The organism is Pseudomonas sp. Z4-7 (genome assembly GCF_051131965.1).
GTDB lineage: Bacteria > Pseudomonadota > Gammaproteobacteria > Pseudomonadales > Pseudomonadaceae > Aquipseudomonas.
On the sequence record NZ_CP071642.1, the window covers coordinates 3442696 to 3461346 of the forward strand.

16 protein-coding genes are annotated in these 18651 nt (G+C 62.1%); 9 read left to right on the forward strand and 7 right to left on the reverse strand.

Annotation, left to right across the window (positions count from 1 at the left end):
- Positions 1-14: 14 nt before the first annotated feature.
- The 3 genes from J3P91_RS15440 to J3P91_RS15450 all read left to right on the forward strand — a co-directional run bounded on the left by J3P91_RS15440 (position 15) and on the right by J3P91_RS15450 (position 4124).
- Entirely contained in the window at positions 15-1496 is a 1482-nt protein-coding gene (locus tag J3P91_RS15440) for a mannitol dehydrogenase family protein (protein ID WP_434600950.1), read from the forward strand.
- Positions 1497-1685: 189 nt separating this feature from the next.
- Positions 1686-3173 (forward strand): xylulokinase, encoded by a 1488-nt coding sequence (gene xylB, locus J3P91_RS15445; RefSeq protein ID WP_434600951.1) that lies wholly within the window; start codon positions 1686-1688, stop codon positions 3171-3173.
- Between the two features lie 12 nt (positions 3174-3185).
- Positions 3186-4124, forward strand: coding sequence for a carbohydrate kinase family protein (locus J3P91_RS15450; RefSeq protein ID WP_434600952.1), 939 nt, complete (start codon positions 3186-3188; stop codon positions 4122-4124).
- A gap of 75 nt (positions 4125-4199) precedes the next feature.
- On the opposite strand, the gene J3P91_RS15455 is transcribed toward J3P91_RS15450, so the two are convergent.
- From J3P91_RS15455 to J3P91_RS15470, 4 genes are all read right to left on the reverse strand, one after another.
- The gene (locus J3P91_RS15455; protein WP_434605157.1) at positions 4200-4484 is read right to left on the reverse strand and encodes a DUF1652 domain-containing protein; all 285 of its coding nucleotides are present in this window, start codon (positions 4482-4484) and stop codon (positions 4200-4202) included.
- Between the two features lie 377 nt (positions 4485-4861).
- Positions 4862-5869, reverse strand: a complete 1008-nt coding sequence (gene ilvA / locus J3P91_RS15460) for a threonine ammonia-lyase, biosynthetic (protein ID WP_434600953.1) — start codon at positions 5867-5869, stop codon at positions 4862-4864.
- A gap of 370 nt (positions 5870-6239) precedes the next feature.
- A complete protein-coding gene (locus tag J3P91_RS15465; protein WP_434600954.1) occupies positions 6240-7391 on the reverse strand; it encodes a PQQ-dependent sugar dehydrogenase in 1152 nt (383 codons plus the stop codon).
- 40 nt (positions 7392-7431) lie between these two features.
- The gene (locus J3P91_RS15470) at positions 7432-7773 is read right to left on the reverse strand and encodes a hypothetical protein (protein WP_434600955.1); all 342 of its coding nucleotides are present in this window, start codon (positions 7771-7773) and stop codon (positions 7432-7434) included.
- A 224-nt stretch (positions 7774-7997) separates the two neighbouring features.
- Here J3P91_RS15470 and J3P91_RS15475 point away from each other — a divergent pair, with 224 nt between their 5' ends.
- Positions 7998-8888 (forward strand): Ku protein, encoded by an 891-nt coding sequence (locus J3P91_RS15475; protein WP_434600956.1) that lies wholly within the window; start codon positions 7998-8000, stop codon positions 8886-8888.
- Positions 8889-8921: 33 nt separating this feature from the next.
- On the forward strand, positions 8922-10910 hold the full coding sequence (gene ligD, locus J3P91_RS15480; protein WP_434600957.1) for a DNA ligase D: 1989 nt from the start codon (positions 8922-8924) through the stop codon (positions 10908-10910).
- A 5-nt stretch (positions 10911-10915) separates the two neighbouring features.
- On the opposite strand, the gene lpxO is transcribed toward ligD, so the two are convergent.
- Positions 10916-11815, reverse strand: a complete 900-nt coding sequence (gene lpxO, locus J3P91_RS15485; RefSeq protein ID WP_434600958.1) for a lipid A hydroxylase LpxO — start codon at positions 11813-11815, stop codon at positions 10916-10918.
- 407 nt (positions 11816-12222) lie between these two features.
- Between lpxO and J3P91_RS15490 the strand changes: the two genes are divergently transcribed.
- Both J3P91_RS15490 and J3P91_RS15495 read left to right on the forward strand, forming a co-directional pair.
- Positions 12223-13812, forward strand: a complete 1590-nt coding sequence (locus J3P91_RS15490) for an ABC-F family ATPase (protein WP_215005954.1) — start codon at positions 12223-12225, stop codon at positions 13810-13812.
- Between the two features lie 347 nt (positions 13813-14159).
- Positions 14160-15353 (forward strand): MFS transporter, encoded by a 1194-nt coding sequence (locus tag J3P91_RS15495; protein WP_434600959.1) that lies wholly within the window; start codon positions 14160-14162, stop codon positions 15351-15353.
- On the opposite strand, the gene J3P91_RS15500 is transcribed toward J3P91_RS15495, so the two are convergent.
- Both J3P91_RS15500 and J3P91_RS15505 read right to left on the reverse strand, forming a co-directional pair.
- Positions 15347-16384, reverse strand: coding sequence for an alpha/beta hydrolase family protein (locus tag J3P91_RS15500; protein WP_434573861.1), 1038 nt, complete (start codon positions 16382-16384; stop codon positions 15347-15349). The genes J3P91_RS15495 and J3P91_RS15500 overlap by 7 nt on opposite strands.
- Positions 16385-16567: 183 nt before the next feature.
- Positions 16568-17176, reverse strand: a complete 609-nt coding sequence (locus tag J3P91_RS15505) for an FMN-dependent NADH-azoreductase (protein WP_305500692.1) — start codon at positions 17174-17176, stop codon at positions 16568-16570.
- A gap of 128 nt (positions 17177-17304) precedes the next feature.
- Here J3P91_RS15505 and J3P91_RS15510 point away from each other — a divergent pair, with 128 nt between their 5' ends.
- Positions 17305-18213: a LysR substrate-binding domain-containing protein gene (locus J3P91_RS15510; protein ID WP_434600960.1), complete on the forward strand. Its 909-nt coding sequence runs from the start codon at positions 17305-17307 to the stop codon at positions 18211-18213.
- The gene (locus J3P91_RS15515; RefSeq protein WP_434600961.1) at positions 18210-18560 is read left to right on the forward strand and encodes an MmcQ/YjbR family DNA-binding protein; all 351 of its coding nucleotides are present in this window, start codon (positions 18210-18212) and stop codon (positions 18558-18560) included. The genes J3P91_RS15510 and J3P91_RS15515 overlap by 4 nt, the downstream gene beginning before the upstream one ends.
- Positions 18561-18651: the final 91 nt, after the last annotated feature.

Genomic DNA, 18651 nt, shown 5'->3' on the forward strand with positions numbered 1-18651 from the left:
TGCCGAGATTTGCGATGAAACTCAACCGACAGAACCTGCACAACCTCAACGCCGAGGTCGCCCTGCCCGCTTACAACCTGGGCGACCGCCGCCAGGGCATCGCCCACATCGGCGTCGGCGGTTTCCACCGTGCGCACCAGGCGTATTACACCGATGCGTTGATGAACACCGGCGAAGGCCTCGACTGGGCGATCTGCGGCGTCGGCCTGCGGGCGGAAGATCGCCGGGCCCGGGATGATCTGGCTGGCCAGGACCACCTGTTCACCCTGTATGAACTGGGGGATACCGACGACACCGAAGTCCGGGTCATCGGCGCGATCGCCGACATGCTGTTGGCCGAGGATGGCGCCCAGGCGTTGATCGACAAACTGGCCGACCCGCAGATCCGCATCGTCTCGCTGACGATCACCGAGGGTGGTTATTGCATTGACGACAGCAACGGCGAATTCATGGCCCATCTGCCGCAGATCCAGCACGACCTGGCCCATCCGGACGAACCGCACACCGTGTTCGGCTTCCTCTGCGCCGCGCTGGCCAAACGCCGGGCTACGGGGACGCCGGCGTTCACCCTGATGTCCTGCGATAACCTGCCCCACAACGGCGCCGTCACGCGCAAGGCGCTGCTGGCGTTTGCCGCGTTGCGAGACCCCGGACTGAAACAATGGATCGAGCAGAACGTGAGCTTCCCCAACGCCATGGTCGATCGCATCACCCCGATGACCAGCAGCGCCCACCGCTTGCAGCTGCACGACGAGCATGGCATCGACGACGCTTGGCCAGTGGTGTGCGAACCCTTTGTGCAATGGGTGGTGGAGGACAAGTTCGTCAATGGTCGCCCGGCCTGGGAGAAGGTCGGTGTGCAGTTCACCGATGATGTTTCGCCCTATGAAGAGATGAAGATCAAGCTGCTCAACGGCAGCCATCTCGCGTTGACGTACCTGGGTTTCCTCAAGGGGTATCGTTTCGTCCACGAAACCATGAACGACCCGTTGTTCGTGCGCTACATCCGCGCCTACATGGACCTGGACGTGACGCCACAACTGGCGCCCGTGCCGGGCATCGACCTGACGGAATACAAGGACACCCTGATAGAGCGTTTCTCCAACCAGGCCATCGCCGACCAGTTGGAACGGGTGTGTTCGGATGGCTCGTCGAAATTCCCCAAATTCACCGTGCCGACCATCAACCGCCTGATCGCCGACGGCGGCCAGACCCGCCGCGCGGCGCTGGTGGTGGCGGCCTGGGCTGTTTACCTCAAAGGGGTAGATGAAAATGGCACGACCTATTCGATCCCCGACCCACGCGCGGCGTTCTGCCAGGCGCTGGTGGCCGACGACGCGCTGGTGACCCAGAGAATGCTTGCAGTGGAAGAAATTTTTGGCACGGCCATCCCCCGTTCGCCCGAGTTCGTGGCAGCATTCGAATGGTGCTGCAACAGCTTGCGCGAGCAAGGGGTGACCAAGACGCTGGAGCGAGTGCTGGCTGATCAAGGCTAGATGCAACCCGCATTCGTGGCGAGGGAGCTTGCTCCCGCTGGGTTGCGAAGCGACCCCCTGGGTTTGTCAGATTCACCGCGTTGCCTGGGTGGGGCTGCTGCGCAGCCCAGCGGGAGCAAGCTCCCTCGCCACAGGTAAGCCGTTAACCGCAGGTATTGTATCGACTGTTCTTTTGACCCGAGGATTTCCATGGCAAACCAACAACTGTTCCTGGGCATCGACTGCGGCACCCAAGGCACCAAGGCGCTGATCCTCGATTCGATCAGCGGCCAGGTACTCGGCCAGGGCGCCGCCGCCCACGACATGATCAGCGGTGCCAACGGCCGCCGGGAACAAGACACCCGGCAATGGCTCGACGCGTTCACCCAGGCCACTCGGCGAGCGCTGGCGGATGCAAAGGTCGATGGCCAGTCGATTCTCGGCATCGGCGTCTCCGGCCAGCAGCACGGCCTGGTATTGCTCGATGAGCAGGGCCAGGTACTGCGCCCGGCAAAACTGTGGTGCGATACCGAGACGACCGCGGAAAACGATCGTCTCCTGGCGCATCTCGGCGGTGAAGAAGGCAGCCTGGAACGCCTCGGCGTGGTGATTGCGCCGGGCTACACGGTGTCCAAACTGCTCTGGACCCGGGAACAGCACCCGCAGGTATTCGAGCGAACCGCCAGCATCCTGCTGCCCCACGACTTCCTCAACTACTGGCTTACCGGGCGCCATTGCAGCGAGTATGGCGATGCCTCGGGCACCGGCTACTTCAACGTCCGTACCCGCCAATGGGATCGCGCGCTGCTGCGCCATATCGACCCCAGCGGCCGGCTGGAATCGGCCTTGCCCGAGCTGATCGAGGCCCATCAGCCAGTCGGCAGGATCCTGCCCGAGATCGCCGCACACCTGGGCCTCAACCCCGACGCGGTGGTTGCCAGTGGCGGCGGCGACAACATGATGGGCGCCATCGGCACCGGCAACATCCAGCCCGGCGTGATCACCATGAGCCTCGGTTCCTCCGGCACGGTGTATGCGTATGCCGCCGAGCCCGTGGTCAGCCCGCAAGCATCCGTGGCGACGTTCTGTTCGTCGAGCGGCGGCTGGCTGCCGTTGATCTGCACCATGAACCTGACCAACGCCACCGGAGCGCTGCGCGAGCTGCTGGAACTGGACATCGATACGTTCAATACCCTGATAACCCAGGCACCGATCGGTGCCGAGGGCGTGTGCATGTTGCCGTTCCTCAATGGCGAACGCGTCCCCGCCCTGCCCCATGCCACCGGCAGCCTGCTGGGCCTGACGACCACCAACCTGACCCGGGCCAACCTCTGCCGCGCGGTGGTCGAAGGCACGACCTTCGGCCTGCGCTATGGCCTCGACCTGCTCCGTGCCAACGGGCTCAAGGCCCAGAGCATTCGCCTGATCGGCGGCGGTTCGAAGAGCCCGGTCTGGCGACAGATCGTCGCCGACATCATGGACACTACCGTCATTTGCACCGAACAGAGCGAAGCCGCTGCCCTGGGCGGGGCGATCCAGGCGGCGTGGTGTCATGGCGCCGGGCAAACATCCCTGGCCGACCTGTGCGAGCGCTGCGTCAAACTCGACCCGGCCAGCGAAACCCGGCCCGTCGCCGCACACGTCGCGGCGTCACAACAAGCCTACGAACGTTACCGGCAACACGTCGCAACCCTTTGAGAGCAGGCAATTATGTATCTGGTATGTGGTGAAGCGCTGTTTGATTTCTTCAGCGCAAACGAAGCGCAGACTCCGGCTTCGCAAGTTAACTTCAAGGCGCTCGCCGGTGGCTCACCGTTCAACGTGGCGGTGGGTTTGCGTCGACTGGGGATCGAGTCGGCGCTGTTCACCGGGCTGTCCACCGACTATCTGGGCCGGCGCTTGAAACAGGTGCTGGTGGACGAAGGCGTCAGCATTCAATTTGCCCAGGACTTCGAGGCCCCTACCACCCTGGCCATGGTCGCTGTCGGCGCCAACGGCTCGCCCCACTACAGCTTCCGTGGCGAAGGCTGCGCAGACCGGCAACTGCGCGTGGAGCATTTGCCGACGCTGGGCCCGCAAGTGCGCGGCCTGCATGTGGGTTCGTTCTCATTGGTGGTGCAACCAGTGGGCGATACGCTGCTGGCACTGGTACAACGCGAAAGCGGCCGACGCCTCATCAGCCTCGACCCTAACGTGCGGCTCAATCCGCAGCCAGACATCGAGTTGTGGCGTTCACGGATCGCGACGCTGGTGGAATACGCCGACCTGATCAAGGTCAGCGATGAGGACCTGAGCCTGCTCTACCCTGACCGGGACCCACATGAAGTGATTGGGGGCTGGCTGGAGCACCGCTGTCAGTTGGCCTTCCTCACCCGTGGCGGCCAGGGCGCAACGGTGTTCAGCCGTCAGCATGGCGTATGGTCGCTTCCCGCCTGCCCGGTCCAGATTGCCGATACGGTGGGCGCGGGCGACACGTTCCAGGCTGCGCTGATCGCTTGGCTGACCGAGCAGCAGTTGGATGATGTGCAGGGTTTGCATTCGCTGAGCGCGGAGCAGATCGGGGAGCTGCTGCATTTCGCCATGCGCGCCGCGGCACTGACGTGCGGCAAAGTCGGGCCAGACCTGCCCTATCGGCAGCAATTGGTCTAGGAAAAATCGAAAGCTGGACGCCGGGTTCGAACAATATCGGACCCGGTCGTCAGGTTTGCAAAGGTCGGGCGGTGCTTAACGCCCGCTCATCCGGTGTTGCTGGTGGAAATAGTTCCCGTGGCCGTGACCCTGGCCACGGTCGAGTTCGGTACGCAGTTCCGCAATCAGATCGTTAATGGCGCGGCAGCCGGTGAGCTTGGTGGCGTCAATATCGCTCTTGACCAACGCCACGCGGTCGGTCTGGTGGTCGTCGTAGATTTTAACGGTCATGGACAGATCAGGTGACAAGGTGCATTGCGAGCGTTTGGGCAGCAGGCTGCTTTCAATGATGTTTCGCATTTCGAGGGCAGATAAAAACATGGCAACTCTCTCCTTTTGAGGCAGCCAATTCATGTTCACGACGGCGGTATTTTCGTCCGATTCTTCCCTGCGGACAGGACTTCGAATGCCGTGCCGTTCGTTCATTTTGGCGTTTTCTGGTGTTGGAGCCCGTCATCGGACTCGGGTATCAACTCGCAAAAAATATGCCCGTAAATCAGTACAGCGACACTGTTACAAATCAATTACTTAGCAGTCAGGTCCAACGCAACGGCCATGCAAAATGCAAGGAAACGGTGTTTTATCCATGCAAACTGCATCGCGCCGCTCAACTTGCCAGGCTGGAGATTAGCCACTATTTCGACTTCACGGGCGGGCACCCGTCGGCTACTTCAAAAAATATGGTGCGCGGGAGCACCTCAAGACGCAGCCATTGCCGCGCGCTCTGCCACGTGGCCCAAGCTGTCGAAGTTGATGTTTGCGCCAGAGTTGATCGCCACCAGTGTCTGGCCCTGCGCTCCGCTGTCCGTCACGTAGCGCTTGATCCCCGCCACCGCCAGGGCGCCGGATGGCTCGGTGATCGAGCGGGTGTCGTCATAGATATCCCGGATCGCGCCGCAGAGCTGGTCGTTGCTGACGGTGATCACTTCATCGACGCAGAAACGACAGATATCGAAGCCATGGGCGCCGATCTGCGCGACGGCCACGCCGTCGGCGAACGTGCCGACGCTCGCTAGCGTCACCCGCTCCCCTGCTGCCAGTGCGGCCTGGAGGCATGCGGAGTGTTCCGACTCGACGCCAATGATGCGCACCTCCGGACGCAGGTATTTGACGTAAGCCGCCACCCCGGCAATCAAGCCGCCACCACCGACCGGAACAAAGATCGCATCCAACTGACCTGGATGCTGGCGCAGGATCTCCATCGCGACGGTTCCCTGCCCGGCGATGACTTGCGGGTCATCGAACGGCGAGACGAATTCCCGCCCGGTCTGCCGAGCCAGGTCCAGGGCGAATTCCAGGGCGAATGGAAAACTCTCACCGTGCAGCAACGCTTCGGCCCCGCGACTGCGCACGCCCAGTACTTTCAGTTGTGGCGTCGTGCGCGGCATGACAATGCACGCCGAGATACCCAACGCTTGAGCCGCCATCGCCACGCCTTGGGCGTGGTTGCCCGCCGATGCGGTGATCACGCCACGGCTGCGTTGCTCGGGGGTCAGTTGCACGAGCTTGTTATAAGCGCCGCGGATCTTGAACGAGAACGTCGGTTGCAGGTCCTCGCGCTTGAACAGAATCCGATTGCCCAAGGCCTGGGACAGCGCCGCAGCCGCTTGCAGCGGCGTGGGCACCGCCAGGTCGTACACCGCAGCGGCAAGGATCTTCTTGACGTAGTGCTCAAGCAGCGTCTGCTCGGGGCTGGTTGGGGTCATGGCGGTCTCCTGGTCGGGTAAAGCCCTGGAGACAGAAAGAAAAAACCCGCCTCTAGGGCGGGTTGGGTGCAGTCGTCAGCTAGCCCGCCAGATAAGGAATGGCGGTAATAATGCTTGGCTGGCTGCGCAGTACGGTGGAAGTCATGGCTGGAAACTAGCCGCGAGGGGCCGGGAAGTCAACGAAAATCCCCGGCCTCCGCGATCCTTTGGCGCTTTTGATCCTGTGGGGAGGGAGCTTGCTCCCGCTGGGTTGCGAAGCAACCCCAAGATCGGATACTCGGTGTGTCAGGCTCATCGCGTTGCCTGCATGGGGCTGCCACGCAGCCCAGCGGGAGCAAGCTCCCTCGCCACAAAAAGCTTCATAACATGCTTATTGCTTCAGCCCGACCTTGTACAGCGCACCGTCATCGTCGTCTGTCAGCACATAGAGGAAACCATCCGGCCCCTGGCGAACGTCGCGGATCCGCTCCTTGAGCTCGCCGAGCAAGCGTTCTTCATGGACAACCTTGTCGCCGTCGAACTCCAGGCGAATCAGGTCCCTGGAAACCAGCGCCCCGACAAACGCGTTGCGTTGCCAGGCCTTGAACCGGTCATTGTCGTAGAACGCCATGCCGCTGAGCCCTGGCGATACCTGCCAGACGTGATGGGGGCCGACGGCACCCTTCGCGGTCTTGCCTTGGGCCTCGGGAATCGGCGCGCCGGAATAGTTGTCGCCATGAGTCGCCAACGGCCAGCCATAGTTCTTGCCGCGCTCGATGATGTTCAGCTCGTCACCGCCCTTGGGGCCATGCTCATTCTCCCAGAGCGTGCCATTCCAGGGATTGAGCGCGGCGCCTTGGGGATTGCGCAAGCCGTAGGACCAGATCTCGGGACGGACGTTTTTCTGTCCCACGAAAGGGTTGTCGTCCGGCACCTTGCCGTCGGGATAGATCCGCACGATCTTGCCTTGCAGCTTGTCCAGGTCCTGTGCGGTCGGACGGTCGTTGTTTTCGCCGAGGGTGATGAACAGATAGCCGTCCCGGTCGAATACCAGGCGCGAACCGAAATGGTTGCCTGTCGAGAGTTTGGGTTGCTGGCGGAAAATTACATCGAAGTTGTCCAGGCGCGTCATGTCGCTGGACAACTGGCCACGGCCCACCGCCGTGCCGGCCTTGCCATCCTCGCCCGCCTCGGCATACGACAGGTAGACGGTGCGATCCTGTTTGAAGTCCGGAGACAGCACAACATCCAGCAAACCACCCTGCCCCTTGGCCCAGACCTCGGGAACACCGCTCAACGGCGCAGACAATTTTCCGTCGGCCTTCACCCATCGCAGGTTACCGGGACGCTCCGTGACCAGCATGCCCTGCTGCTCCGGCAGGAACGCCACGGACCAGGGCCGCTCCAGCCCCCGGGTGACCGTGGTGACTTCGACGGTGCCATCCTCGGCCTTGAATTGCTGGACTGGCGCGGCAGAAGCCGGCGTTGAAAGGGCCAGGGCAGCGCTGGCGCAAAGTGTTGCCAGGAATGTTTTACGCAACATGCACACTTCCTTCTGTGGTGGTGTTGATCGGCACGGTGTCTCAACGATTGCCGTTATTGGTGTGCCGGGGAGGCGTCGGCGCCTCGATGGTGGGGCGTGGCGACCCCGATGGCGGCCCGGAACGCGGGTAGCCGTTGCCGATGCCGCCATTCTCCAGGGTCGGCGGTCGGGGAACCGGAACCGTCGGGTTGTTCCGTATGCCTGGCACGTTGGGCTGGGTGCCCTGCATGCTGTTCGGGTTGGCCCGGCGGATCGGACTGTTGTAGGGATTGTTGTTGCCCGGCAGGCTCTGCGCCACGAGTACTGGATCCGCACCGGGCGCAGCCGCTTGGGCAGTGGCCGCCGTCAGCAGCACCAAGATGGCGAGTATCAGCCTGTTCATCGAGACCTTCCTGATTTCATGGGTACGGCACCCGCATTTCGAAAACACGCTACGCCGCAGGTTCGCCGTTGTTAAGCAAAATATCCTCACGAAGATGTAACCAGGCGTCTCCAACTCAGCGCCCCTGGAGGACCCCAACCGCAGCCAGCCGGCGCCCAATGGAAACTTTTCCAGAGACCCAAGGGTCACCAGAGAGACTATTCACCGGCAAGGAAAACTCCACCATGGCACGGGCTATCTGGAAAGGCGCAATCAGTTTCGGGCTGGTCCACATTCCCGTGGCCCTGGTGTCAGCCACCGCGTCCCAGGGCGTGGATTTCGACTGGCTGGACAAACGCAGCATGGACCCGGTGGGCTACAAGCGGGTCAACAAGGTTACCGGCAAGGAGGTGACCAAGGACGACATCGTCAAAGGCGTGGAATACCAGAAAGGCCAATACGTGCTGATCAGCGAAGAGGAGATTCGCGCCGCCCACCCCAAGTCCACCCAGACCATCGACATCTTTTCCTTCGTCGACAGCGAAAAGATTCCGCTGCAGAACATCGAGAAGCCGTATTTCCTCGCGCCTGACAAACGTGGTGGCAAAGTCTACGCCCTGCTGCGCGAAACCCTGCTCAAGACCAACAAAGTCGCGCTGGCGAATGTGGTGATGCATACCCGCCAGCACCTGGCCGCGCTGATGCCCTTGGAATCGGCCTTGGTGCTGGTGCTGCTGCGCTGGCCCGCCGAAGTCCGCGAACTCGACGTCCTGGAACTGGGCGACGAAGTCACCAACCCGACGCTGGCGAAGGGCGAACTGGACATGGCCAAACGGCTGGTGGAAGACATGAGTGGCGACTGGGAACCCCAGGAATACCGTGACAGTTTCCAGGAAAAGATCATGGAACTGGTGGAGAAAAAAGCCACCGAAGGCCGGCTCGAAGCGGTGGAAACCGACCCCGGCGAAGAACAGCGCAAAACCGCCGACGTTATCGACCTCACCGAATTGCTCAAGCGCAGCCTCGGCGGCAAGGGCAAGACGGCGGAAAAGCCTGCCGAAAAGCCTGCGGCAAAATCGACCAAGACGCGCAAATCCGCTCCTGCTAAAAAAGCCACCAAGGCCTCCCGGGGCTAACCCCCGGGCGCCTGTAATACAAGGGAATCTGTCATGGCCAAGGCCGAGAGTGAATATGCCCGCCTGTCCGCCGTGGAGGCGGATGAACCAACGACTCGTAGCCGCACTCGCCGGAATGCGCAGACCGACACGGGGCGAATCCCCGAACGTCTGTCGCCGCAATTGGCGACACCGGTGGAGCAACCGCCGGCCGGTGAGTGGCGCTATGAAGTGCAGTTTCATGGCTACCGGTTGATGGCGCGCATCCAGAACGGCGAGGTCCGGCTGTTCAATCGCCACCATGCGGACTGGACCGATCGCCTCACGCTGCACGCCGAAGCCCTGGCCCAGTTGAATCTGGGCGACAGCTGGCTCGACGGCGAACTGGTGCTGCTCGATGAAACCGGGCACTCCGACTTCCCTGCCCTGCGCCAGGCCTTCGAGATCGGCCGCAGCGTCGACATGCTGTATTTCCTTTTCGACGCACCGTTTCTCAATGGCGTCGACCTGCGCGACAAACCGGTTGAAGAACGCCGCGCAGCCTTGAAAAATGCGCTCAAGAGCAACGCCAGCAAGCGCCTGCGGTTCTCCGAGGCGTTTTCCGCCAGCCAGCATGACATCTTCGAAAGCGCCAGCGCCCTGTCACTGGACAGCGTGGTTGGCAAGCGTCTGGGCAGCCCTTATGCCTCGGGACGGAACGCCGATTGGGTCAAACTCAAATGTCGGCTGCGCCAATGCTTCGTCATCGTCGGGTTCACCCGCCCGCAAGGCACGCGCAACGGCTTCGGCGCACTGTTGCTGGCGGTCAACGGGCCGTCGGGGCTGGTCTATGCCGGCCGGGTCGGCACGGGCTTCAGCCAATCCCAACTCAAACAACTGCATGAACAGCTATGTGCCTTGGAACGTGAAACGTCGCCACTCGACCAGCCGCTCAAAGGCGCACCGGCGCGCGGCGTGCATTGGGTCGAGCCGACGCAGGTCTGCGAAATCGAATTTGCCGAATGGACCCGCGACGGGCTGGTGCGTCAGGCGGTGTTCCTCGATCTGCCCGGCGACCGGCAGGTCAGTCGGGTGACGCGTGAACAACCCATGCCCATCAAAGCCACGCCCGCCAAGCCCAAACGCCGCGGCAAGGCCGACACCGCGAAAGTCGACGGCGTGGTCATCACCCACCCGGACCGCGTCGTCGACAGCGTCAGCGGTGTGCAGAAAGCCGAACTGGCCCAGTATTACCTGGACATCGCCCCCTGGATCCTGCCGCATCTCAAGTTGCGGCCGGTCTCCCTTGTACGGGCGCCGGAAGGGATTGGCGAGGAGCTGTTTTTTCAGAAGCACGCCGATCGCCTGGAAATCCCCCATATCAGGCAACTCGATCCGGCGCTGGACCCGGGCCATGCGGCTTTGATGGAAATCGACAGCATCCATGCCCTGGTCGGCGCGGCGCAGATGGGCGCGGTGGAACTGCACACTTGGACGGCGACCCATGACCGGATCGAGACGCCGGATCTGTTTGTGCTGGACCTGGACCCGGATCCGTCGTTGCCCTGGAACGCCATGCTCGACGCGACGCGCATGACCCTGTCAGTACTCGACGAACTGGGTTTGCAGGGGTTTCTCAAGACCAGCGGCGGCAAAGGCATGCACGTCATCGTGCCACTGGCGCGAAACGAGGGGTGGGACGTCACCAAGGCCTTTGCCAAGGCCATATCGCAGTTCCTGACCCGGCAGATGCCGCAACGGATCACCGCGACCATGGGCCCGAAAAACCGCGTGGGCAAGGTCTTTATCGACTACCTGCGCAACGCCCGTGGTGCCAGTACCGTCGCCGCTTATTCGGTGCGTGCCCGGCCGGGCCTGCCGGTTTCGATACCGATCGCCCGGGACGAACTCGCCGGCCTGCGCAACGCGCAGCAATGGGATATCCATACCGCGCTGGAACGGGCCAAGGGCCTGGGCGCCGATCCGTGGGAAGGCTACAACCATCGCCAACGGATCACGGCGAAGATGTGGGAACAGTTGGAGGCTGAAAAACCGGGCGGCTGAACCATTCAGATCCAGATGAAGATCGCCAACAGGCCGCCAAAGAACGCCCATTTCTGCAGATAATACAGCTTGCGATTGCGCTTTTTCAGCGCTTTGCCTTGCAGGCGGATCTTGTACAGCCGGGAAAACGCCCGGTTCAGGCCACCGGTCCGGTCCCCGGCGTCATTCGGCGCGCCAGCAGCGGCCATCACGGTACGGCTGAACCAGCGATTGAAGGCGGTGGCCCAACGAAATCTCATCGGCCGCTCCACGTCGCAGAACAGGATGATGCGGTTCTGCGCCGTGGTGTTCTCGGCGTAGTGGATGAATGTTTCGTCGAACACCACCGCCTCGCCGTCGCGCCAGTGATAGGCCTCGCCGTCGACATCGATGTAGCAGCCGGCGTCGTTGGGTGTCTGCAGCCCCAGGTGGTAGCGATAAGACCCGGCATACGGATCGCGATGACGCACCAGCTTCGAACCCGGCGGCAGCTCGGCGAACATCGCGGCCTTGATCGAGCCGATGCTCTGCACCAGTTCGGTGGTGCGCGGGCACAGCTTCATCGCCGAGGGATGGCTGTCGCCATACCACTTCAGGTAAAAGCGCTTCCAGCCAGTCTTGAAAAACGAGTTGAAGCCCACGTCGTCATATTGATCGGAGCGCTTGATCTCCCCCGCTTGCAGCAGGCTCTGGCCTTCGGCGCGGATCTCTTCCCAATGGGCCTGCAAGGGACTCAGGTCGGGAAACTGGGCCGGGCTCAGGAAAGGCCTGTTGGGCAGTTTCGAACACAGGTAGAGCAGGCAATTGATCGGCGCAAGGAAGGATGAGTGATCGCTCAACTGGCGCCCGAGTTTATGCCGCACGCGCCCGCGCAGGTGCACATAGCCAATGGAAAGTACGTAGATTGCGACAATAATGAGCTTCACGGATTTGGTCAGGGTCCAGAAGTGAACAGGCTGCTTCTCCGGGGCCAGCCAAGCGGCAAGGGAGATGGCGTAGAGTGAGATGGCATTTTCGCCACAGTTGCCGATTTAAAGTTATCCCTGCGTTGTGAAAAACTGTCTTGCCTGGGTTACACCCTATCGTTAACGCGGCCAGATCAGTACAATCGCCGCCAACTATCAAGCGCCCCCTCTGGCTGACACCGGCAATCCCGGCTTCGGCGCATATCCACTCGGGCCAGGCGCTCCGTATGCAGCTGTCCTCTATATGCCGGATGGACCCTTGCGCCAGTGATCGCCAAGCCGCTTGCGCGGTCGGGACTTGCGCAAACAGGTACTGAACAGGTACTGCCGCACCCTTAGCTACTCTGAATGTTCCGCAGGATAAACCTTTGATCTCTACAGCTAACATCACGATGCAGTTCGGCGCCAAGCCACTGTTCGAAAACGTCTCTGTCAAGTTCGGCGCGGGTAACCGCTACGGCCTGATCGGCGCCAACGGTTGCGGCAAGTCGACCTTCATGAAAATCCTCGGCGGCGACCTCGAGCCGTCCGGCGGCCAGGTGATGCTCGAGCCGAACGTGCGCCTGGGTAAACTTCGCCAGGATCAGTTCGCCTACGAAGAATTCACCGTGATCGACACCGTGATCATGGGTCACGAAGAGCTGTGGAAGGTCAAGGCCGAGCGCGACCGCATCTATTCGCTGCCGGAAATGACCGAAGAAGACGGCATGGCCGTGGCTGAGCTGGAAACCGAATTTGCCGAGATGGACGGCTACACCGCCGAATCTCGCGCCGGTGAACTGCTGTTGGGCCTGGGGATTGGCATCGAGCAGCATTTCGGTCCGATGAGCGAAGTGTCGCCAGGCTGGAAACTGCGTGTGCTGCTGGCCCAGGCGCTGTTCTCCGACCCGGAAGTGCTGCTGCTCGACGAGCCGACCAACCACCTGGATATCAACACCATCCGCTGGCTGGAAAACGTACTGACCCAGCGTTCGAGCCTGATGATCATCATCTCCCACGACCGTCACTTCCTGAACAGTGTCTGCACCCACATGGCGGACCTGGACTACGGCGAGCTGCGCCTGTTCCCGGGCAACTACGACGAGTACATGACCGTGGCGACCCAGTCCCGCGAGCAACTGCTGTCGGACAACGCCAAGAAGAAAGCACAGATTTCCGAACTGCAGTCGTTCGTCAGCCGTTTCTCGGCCAACGCCTCGAAAGCCAAGCAGGCCACCTCCCGCGCCAAGCAGATCGACAAGATCCAGCTGGCCGAGGTCAAGCCATCGAGCCGCGTCAGTCCGTTCATCCGTTTCGAGCAGACCAAGAAGCTGCACCGCCAGGCGGTCATTGTCGAACGCATGGCCAAGGGCTTCGACGGCAAGCCGCTGTTCAAGGATTTCAGCTTCACCGTCGAAGCCGGCGAGCGCGTGGCGATCATTGGCCCGAACGGCATCGGCAAGACCACCTTGCTGCGCACCCTGGTCAATGAACTGGAACCGGACGCCGGTACCGTGAAATGGACCGATGCCGCGGAACTGGGCTACTACGCCCAGGACCACGCCCATGACTTCGAGGATGACGTCAACCTGTTCGACTGGATGGGCCAGTGGACCCAGGGTGGCGAGCAGCTGGTTCGTGGCACCTTGGGCCGCATGCTGTTTTCCAACGACGAGATCCTCAAGTCGGTCAAGGTCATCTCCGGTGGTGAACAAGGCCGCATGCTGTTCGGCAAGCTGATCCTGCAAAAGCCGAACGTGCTGGTGATGGACGAACCGACCAACCACCTGGACATGGAATCCATCGAAGCGCTGAACCTGGCGCTGGAAAACTATCCGGGCACGTTGATCTTCGTCAGCCACGACCGTGAGTTCGTATCGTCCCTGGCAACCCGCATCATCGAGCTCAGCGCCGACGGCGTGGTCGACTTCAGCGGCACCTATGACGACTACCTGCGCAGCCAGGGCGTGTTGTTCTAAAACAACTGCAAGCTTCAAGCTGAAAGCTGCAAGTAAAAGCCCTGTCCATGTGACGGGGCTTTTTCATTCCTACAGCAAACACAACACCCTGTGGGAGCGAGCCTGCTCGCGAAGAGGCCATCGCTGTCGGCATCTGACTGCCTGACACACCGCCTTCGCGAGCAGGCTCGCTCCCACAGAGGGTTTGTGCCAACCATGAGGTCGGGCAACACCGGATCAAGGTGGAGCGAGCCTGCTCGCGAAGAGGCTATGCAATCTCCAGCGGGACAAACCGTTAGCCTGCTTCCTTTTCTCCCCCGCACGCGCCATGATGAAGCACTCTTACCGCTGCCCGCGAACGAGCCGCCATGCCAACGCCCCAGCCCGCCCCCAGTTCCCTGTCGATCACCTTGCAGATCGTCTCCATCGTTTTTTATACCTTTATCGCCTTCCTCTGCATCGGCCTGCCGATTGCCGTGTTGCCTGGGTATGTCCATGAGCAACTGGGCTTCAGCGCGGTGGTGGCCGGGCTGACCATTGGCTCACAGTATCTGGCGACCTTGCTCAGCCGGCCCATGGCCGGGCGACTGTCGGACAATGTCGGCACCAAGCGGGCGATCGTCTACGGCCTGGTGGGCATCCTGCTCAGTGGCGTGCTAACGCTGTTGTCGACGCTGCTGCAAAGCTTTCCGTTGCCCAGCCTGGTGATCCTGATTGCCGGGCGTTTGCTGCTCGGGGTCGCCCAAGGCCTGATCGGCGTCGGTACCATCAGCTGGTGCATGGGACAGGTCGGCGTGGAGCACACCGCCCGTTCGATCTCCTGGAACGGCATCGCTTCCTATGGTGCCATCGCCATCGGCGCACCGCTGGGGGTGGTCATGGTCGGCGGCCTGGGCTTCGCCAGCCTGGGCATCGCCTTGTCGTTATTGGCCGGCGGCGCATTGCTGCTGATTCGCAACAAACCCTCGGTGCCGGTCGTTCGCGGCGAGCGCCTGCCCTTCTGGGCCGTGTTCGGACGCATTGCACCGTTCGGGACGAGCCTGTGCCTGGCCTCGATCGGCTATGGCACCCTGACTACCTTCATCACCCTGTTCTACCTCAGCCGAGGCTGGACCGGCGCCGCCTGGTGCCTGACCGTTTTCGGCATCTGCTTCATCCTGTCACGGTTGCTGTTCATCTCCAGCATCGCCCGTTTCGGTGGCTTCAGTTCGGCCATTGTCTGCATGAGCATCGAGACCCTGGGCCTGGTGCTGCTGTGGCTGGCGCCCTCCACCGCATTCGCCTTGGTCGGCGCGGGGCTGGCGGGCTTCGGGTTGTCGCTGGTGTACCCGGCGCTGGGCGTGGAGGCCATCAAGCAGGTGCCCAACAGCAGCCGCGGCGCCGGCTTGAGTGCCTATGCGGTGTTCTTTGACCTGGCACTGGCGATTGCCGGACCGTTGATGGGCGCGGTGGCATTGAACCTTGGCTATTCGTCGATCTTTTTCTTCGCCGCCCTGCTGTCGATCATCGGCCTGGGCCTGACGCTCGTGTTGCGTCGGCGAGCCGAAAGCCCGCATCACTGATCGGCGGTCCGCAGGCCCGCACGGGTCGGCTTTCCCAGTGCCTGGCTGAAGAAGCGACTGGCTTCGGTGATCATGGTGCGGTGGATGTCCTTGCGATCAACGCCGTCGGCATCGGTGCACAGCGCTGGCATCGCCGCGATCTGCTCGTCCGTACAGGGCGCCATGAAAACAAAGTGTCCGGCCCCGGCCAACGTCTTGAAATCCGGCGCGGTAGGCAGCTTGCGCGCCAGGGCCGCGGCGTTCTTGTCGAAAGCCACCAGTTTGTCGCCGTCGCCGCTATAGAGCAGCACCGGCACATGGACATCGGCCAACGTGTGCCGACCGAACTTCAAACTCAACGGCGCCATCAGCAACAGCGCGCGGACCCTGGGATCGGCCACCGGATACAGGTCATCACGGTCGGCAATCAGCTCACCCTGGGTATTGCAGGCGTCACGGTCATCCGGTCGCTCCTGGCAATAACGGCGCAGGCGATTGAGGTCCGGCGTGGCCCCAGACAGGATCAACGCGGTTTCGCCACCGGCCGAATAGCCGATCACCCCCACCTGCCCGGCGTTGACGAAGGGCGCCAGCATCGGGTCGTTCAGCGTCGCGGTGATGGCTTCGGATATCTGGATCGGCCGCCCGTACAAGTTGCTCAGCGTACCGAGCCGGCTGTGATCCTGGGCGTTATCGCCGGGGTGAATCACCGCCACCACGACGAAGCCCTTGCGGGCCAGCGACGTGGCCAGATCGTGCAGGGCCAGCGGCGTGCCGGTATTGCCGTGGGACAGCATCAGCAGCGGAAACCGCCCGATGGCGATCTGTGCATCCGCCGCCGCATCGATCTGATAGCCGCCCAACAGACTGGATTGCTCCTTCGCGGTGGAGGGGTAAAACGCGATGGCATGCATCGGCTGGTGGTCCAGCGGATCAGGAAAATCCAGCTCATGAAAGCCCGCGCTCCAATGCGGATGTGGCGCCGGCGCGGCCTGCACCGAACCGAGACCGCTCACCCAGCAAAACAGCAGCAGCGCACCAAGACGCATCATCGAATAGTCCACCTTCACCCACCCACCAGGAGCCACGTCGCTCGCCGCTCCGGCCATGCACGACCTGCGCCATGTTTCCCAGCGCCAAATGCAGGAAAACCCTGCACCCCAGCCATCCGATGACGACGAGAATACAGGGTTTTCCGGAGGTTGCCCGTAGAGCTTGATGCCTCGATGCAAGCCTTACGCAGCGGCGAACTGCTGGCTGATCTGCAGCTTGGCCTCGCTGATGGCCTTGGTGCGCATGTCGTCACCGTAAGCCAGGCCTTCTGCGCGAACAAATTCGATGTCGGTGATGCCGAGAAAACCGAACATCAACCTCAGGTATTGTTCATGCCCCACACTGCTCGGTTGACCGGCGTGCAGGCCGCCCGAGGTGGAAACGATGACCAGCTTCTTGTCGCCACACAGGCCTTCCGGGCCGGCTTCGGTGTAGCGGAAGGTCTGGCCGGCCACGGCGATACGGTCGATCCAGGCTTTGAGTTGGGTCGGGATGCTGAAGTTGTACATCGGTGCTGCGATCACCACCGCGTCGGCGGCGAGGAACTCGGCCAGGGTCGACGCGCTGAGGTCAGCTTCGTGCTGTTGAGCGGCATCGCGCAATTCGGCGCTGGTGCCGGCAGCGACCAGGGTCTGCGCGGAAAAATGGCTGATGGCGTCAGCGGCCAGGTCACGATAGGTGACGTTGATAGCTGGCTCGGCGGCTTTCCAGGCTTGCACCAGTTCACGGCTCAGTTGGCGCGAAGCGGAGTTGTCGCCGAGGATGCTCGAATCGATGTGCAACAGTTTCATGTGAATGCTCTCCAAGTGTGGATCGCAACCAGGCGATCAATTGAGAACAATCCTATCGATGAAGCCAATCCGAGATAAGTCTGCAAGAATGTGATGGTTCGTTCCACTGACAGGACAATCGATTCGACATGCAAGACCTTAATGACCTGTATTACTTTGCCAAGGTGGTTGAAGCCGGTGGCTTCGCGGCCGCCGGGCGCTTGCTGGGTATCCCCAAGTCACGCTTGTCACGGCGAATCGCCGAGCTCGAAGAGCGCCTTGACGCCCGACTGCTGCAACGCACCACCCGCCAGTTGAAGCTGACCGCCGTGGGTGAACGTTACCTGCGTCATTGCCAGGCCATGTTGCTGGAAGCGGAGATGGCCGACGAAGCGGTGGCGAGCATGTCCAGCGAGCCCCGTGGGCGTTTGCGGGTGTCGAGCCCGGTGGGCCTGGCGCACCAGTTCCTGCCGGTGATCATCGAAAGCTTCCTGGCAAAATATCCGCAGGTGCAGTTGGAGATGATCCTGCTCAACCGGCGCGTGGATCTGATCAGCGAGGGCATCGACGTGGCGTTGCGCGTCCGTGACCTGGGCGACGAAGACCCGCTGCTGATGACCCGGCGCTTGCGCCAGGCCCGCCTGACCCTGGTTGCCAGCCCGGTGCTCATTGAAGGAAGGCGGATCGAAACTCCGGACGACCTCAGGCAATTGCCGGTGCTGGGAGCGCTGGAGGCGGACCGTCTGGTGCATGTGCGCCTGCTCAGTACCGCAGGGCAAAGCGTCGAGCTGGCCCTGGAGGCGCGCCTGGGCATCGACGACTTTATCGTGCGCCGCGCCTGCACCCTGACAGGTCTGGGCTTTACCCTGTTGCCGAGCATGTATTGCGAAGAAGAACTGCGCGACGGTCGACTGGTGGAGCTGTTGCCTGGATGGTCATCACCGGATGGCTGGCTCCAGGCGGTCTATCCTCACCGGCGCGGCATGCTGCCGGCGGTGCGTGCGTGGATCGATCATCTGGTGGAAGCTTTTGCACAATGTGGAGACAGGACGATATGAGCTTGAGCGAAGGGGACGTCGCGCAATTCTGCCTGGGCTTGCCGGGCGCCCGGGAAGACTATAAATGGGGCGGCGTGCGAGTATTCTCGATCGCCGGCAACAAGATGTTCGCCTTGCAGAACCTGCGGGGGGATTCGTTGGCGTTCAAGGTCGACAAGGACCTGTTTCTCGGCCATTGCGACCGCCCCGGCATTCATCCGGCGCCGTACCTGGCCAGGGCCCAATGGGTCATCATGCAAGCGCCCTACCCGCTGGGCGATGAGGAGCTGCGCAGTTTGTTGCGGCGTTCCCATCAGCTGGTGGTCAGCAAGTTGCCCAAGCGCACGCAGGTTGGGTTGTTGCTGTAGCGGCTCAGCCGGGTTGCAGCCGCTGCATACCAATGTGGGAGCGAGCTTGCTCGCGATAGCGGTGCCACAGCCAGTGAAGATGTTGGATGTA

Excerpts from the sequence above, each read along its gene's own strand:
- J3P91_RS15440 (WP_434600950.1), top strand. The coding sequence starts at position 15 with ATGAAACTCAACCGACAGAACCTGCACAACCTCAACGCCGAGGTCGCC.
- xylB (WP_434600951.1), top strand. The coding sequence starts at position 1,686 with ATGGCAAACCAACAACTGTTCCTGGGCATCGACTGCGGCACCCAAGGC.
- J3P91_RS15450 (WP_434600952.1), top strand. The coding sequence starts at position 3,186 with ATGTATCTGGTATGTGGTGAAGCGCTGTTTGATTTCTTCAGCGCAAAC.
- J3P91_RS15455 (WP_434605157.1), bottom strand. The coding sequence starts at position 4,484 with ATGTTTTTATCTGCCCTCGAAATGCGAAACATCATTGAAAGCAGCCTG.
- ilvA (WP_434600953.1), bottom strand. The coding sequence starts at position 5,869 with ATGACCCCAACCAGCCCCGAGCAGACGCTGCTTGAGCACTACGTCAAG.
- J3P91_RS15465 (WP_434600954.1), bottom strand. The coding sequence starts at position 7,391 with ATGTTGCGTAAAACATTCCTGGCAACACTTTGCGCCAGCGCTGCCCTG.
- J3P91_RS15470 (WP_434600955.1), bottom strand. The coding sequence starts at position 7,773 with ATGAACAGGCTGATACTCGCCATCTTGGTGCTGCTGACGGCGGCCACT.
- J3P91_RS15475 (WP_434600956.1), top strand. The coding sequence starts at position 7,998 with ATGGCACGGGCTATCTGGAAAGGCGCAATCAGTTTCGGGCTGGTCCAC.
- ligD (WP_434600957.1), top strand. The coding sequence starts at position 8,922 with ATGGCCAAGGCCGAGAGTGAATATGCCCGCCTGTCCGCCGTGGAGGCG.
- J3P91_RS15495 (WP_434600959.1), top strand. The coding sequence starts at position 14,160 with ATGCCAACGCCCCAGCCCGCCCCCAGTTCCCTGTCGATCACCTTGCAG.
- J3P91_RS15500 (WP_434573861.1), bottom strand. The coding sequence starts at position 16,384 with ATGATGCGTCTTGGTGCGCTGCTGCTGTTTTGCTGGGTGAGCGGTCTC.
- J3P91_RS15505 (WP_305500692.1), bottom strand. The coding sequence starts at position 17,176 with ATGAAACTGTTGCACATCGATTCGAGCATCCTCGGCGACAACTCCGCT.
- J3P91_RS15510 (WP_434600960.1), top strand. The coding sequence starts at position 17,305 with ATGCAAGACCTTAATGACCTGTATTACTTTGCCAAGGTGGTTGAAGCC.
- J3P91_RS15515 (WP_434600961.1), top strand. The coding sequence starts at position 18,210 with ATGAGCTTGAGCGAAGGGGACGTCGCGCAATTCTGCCTGGGCTTGCCG.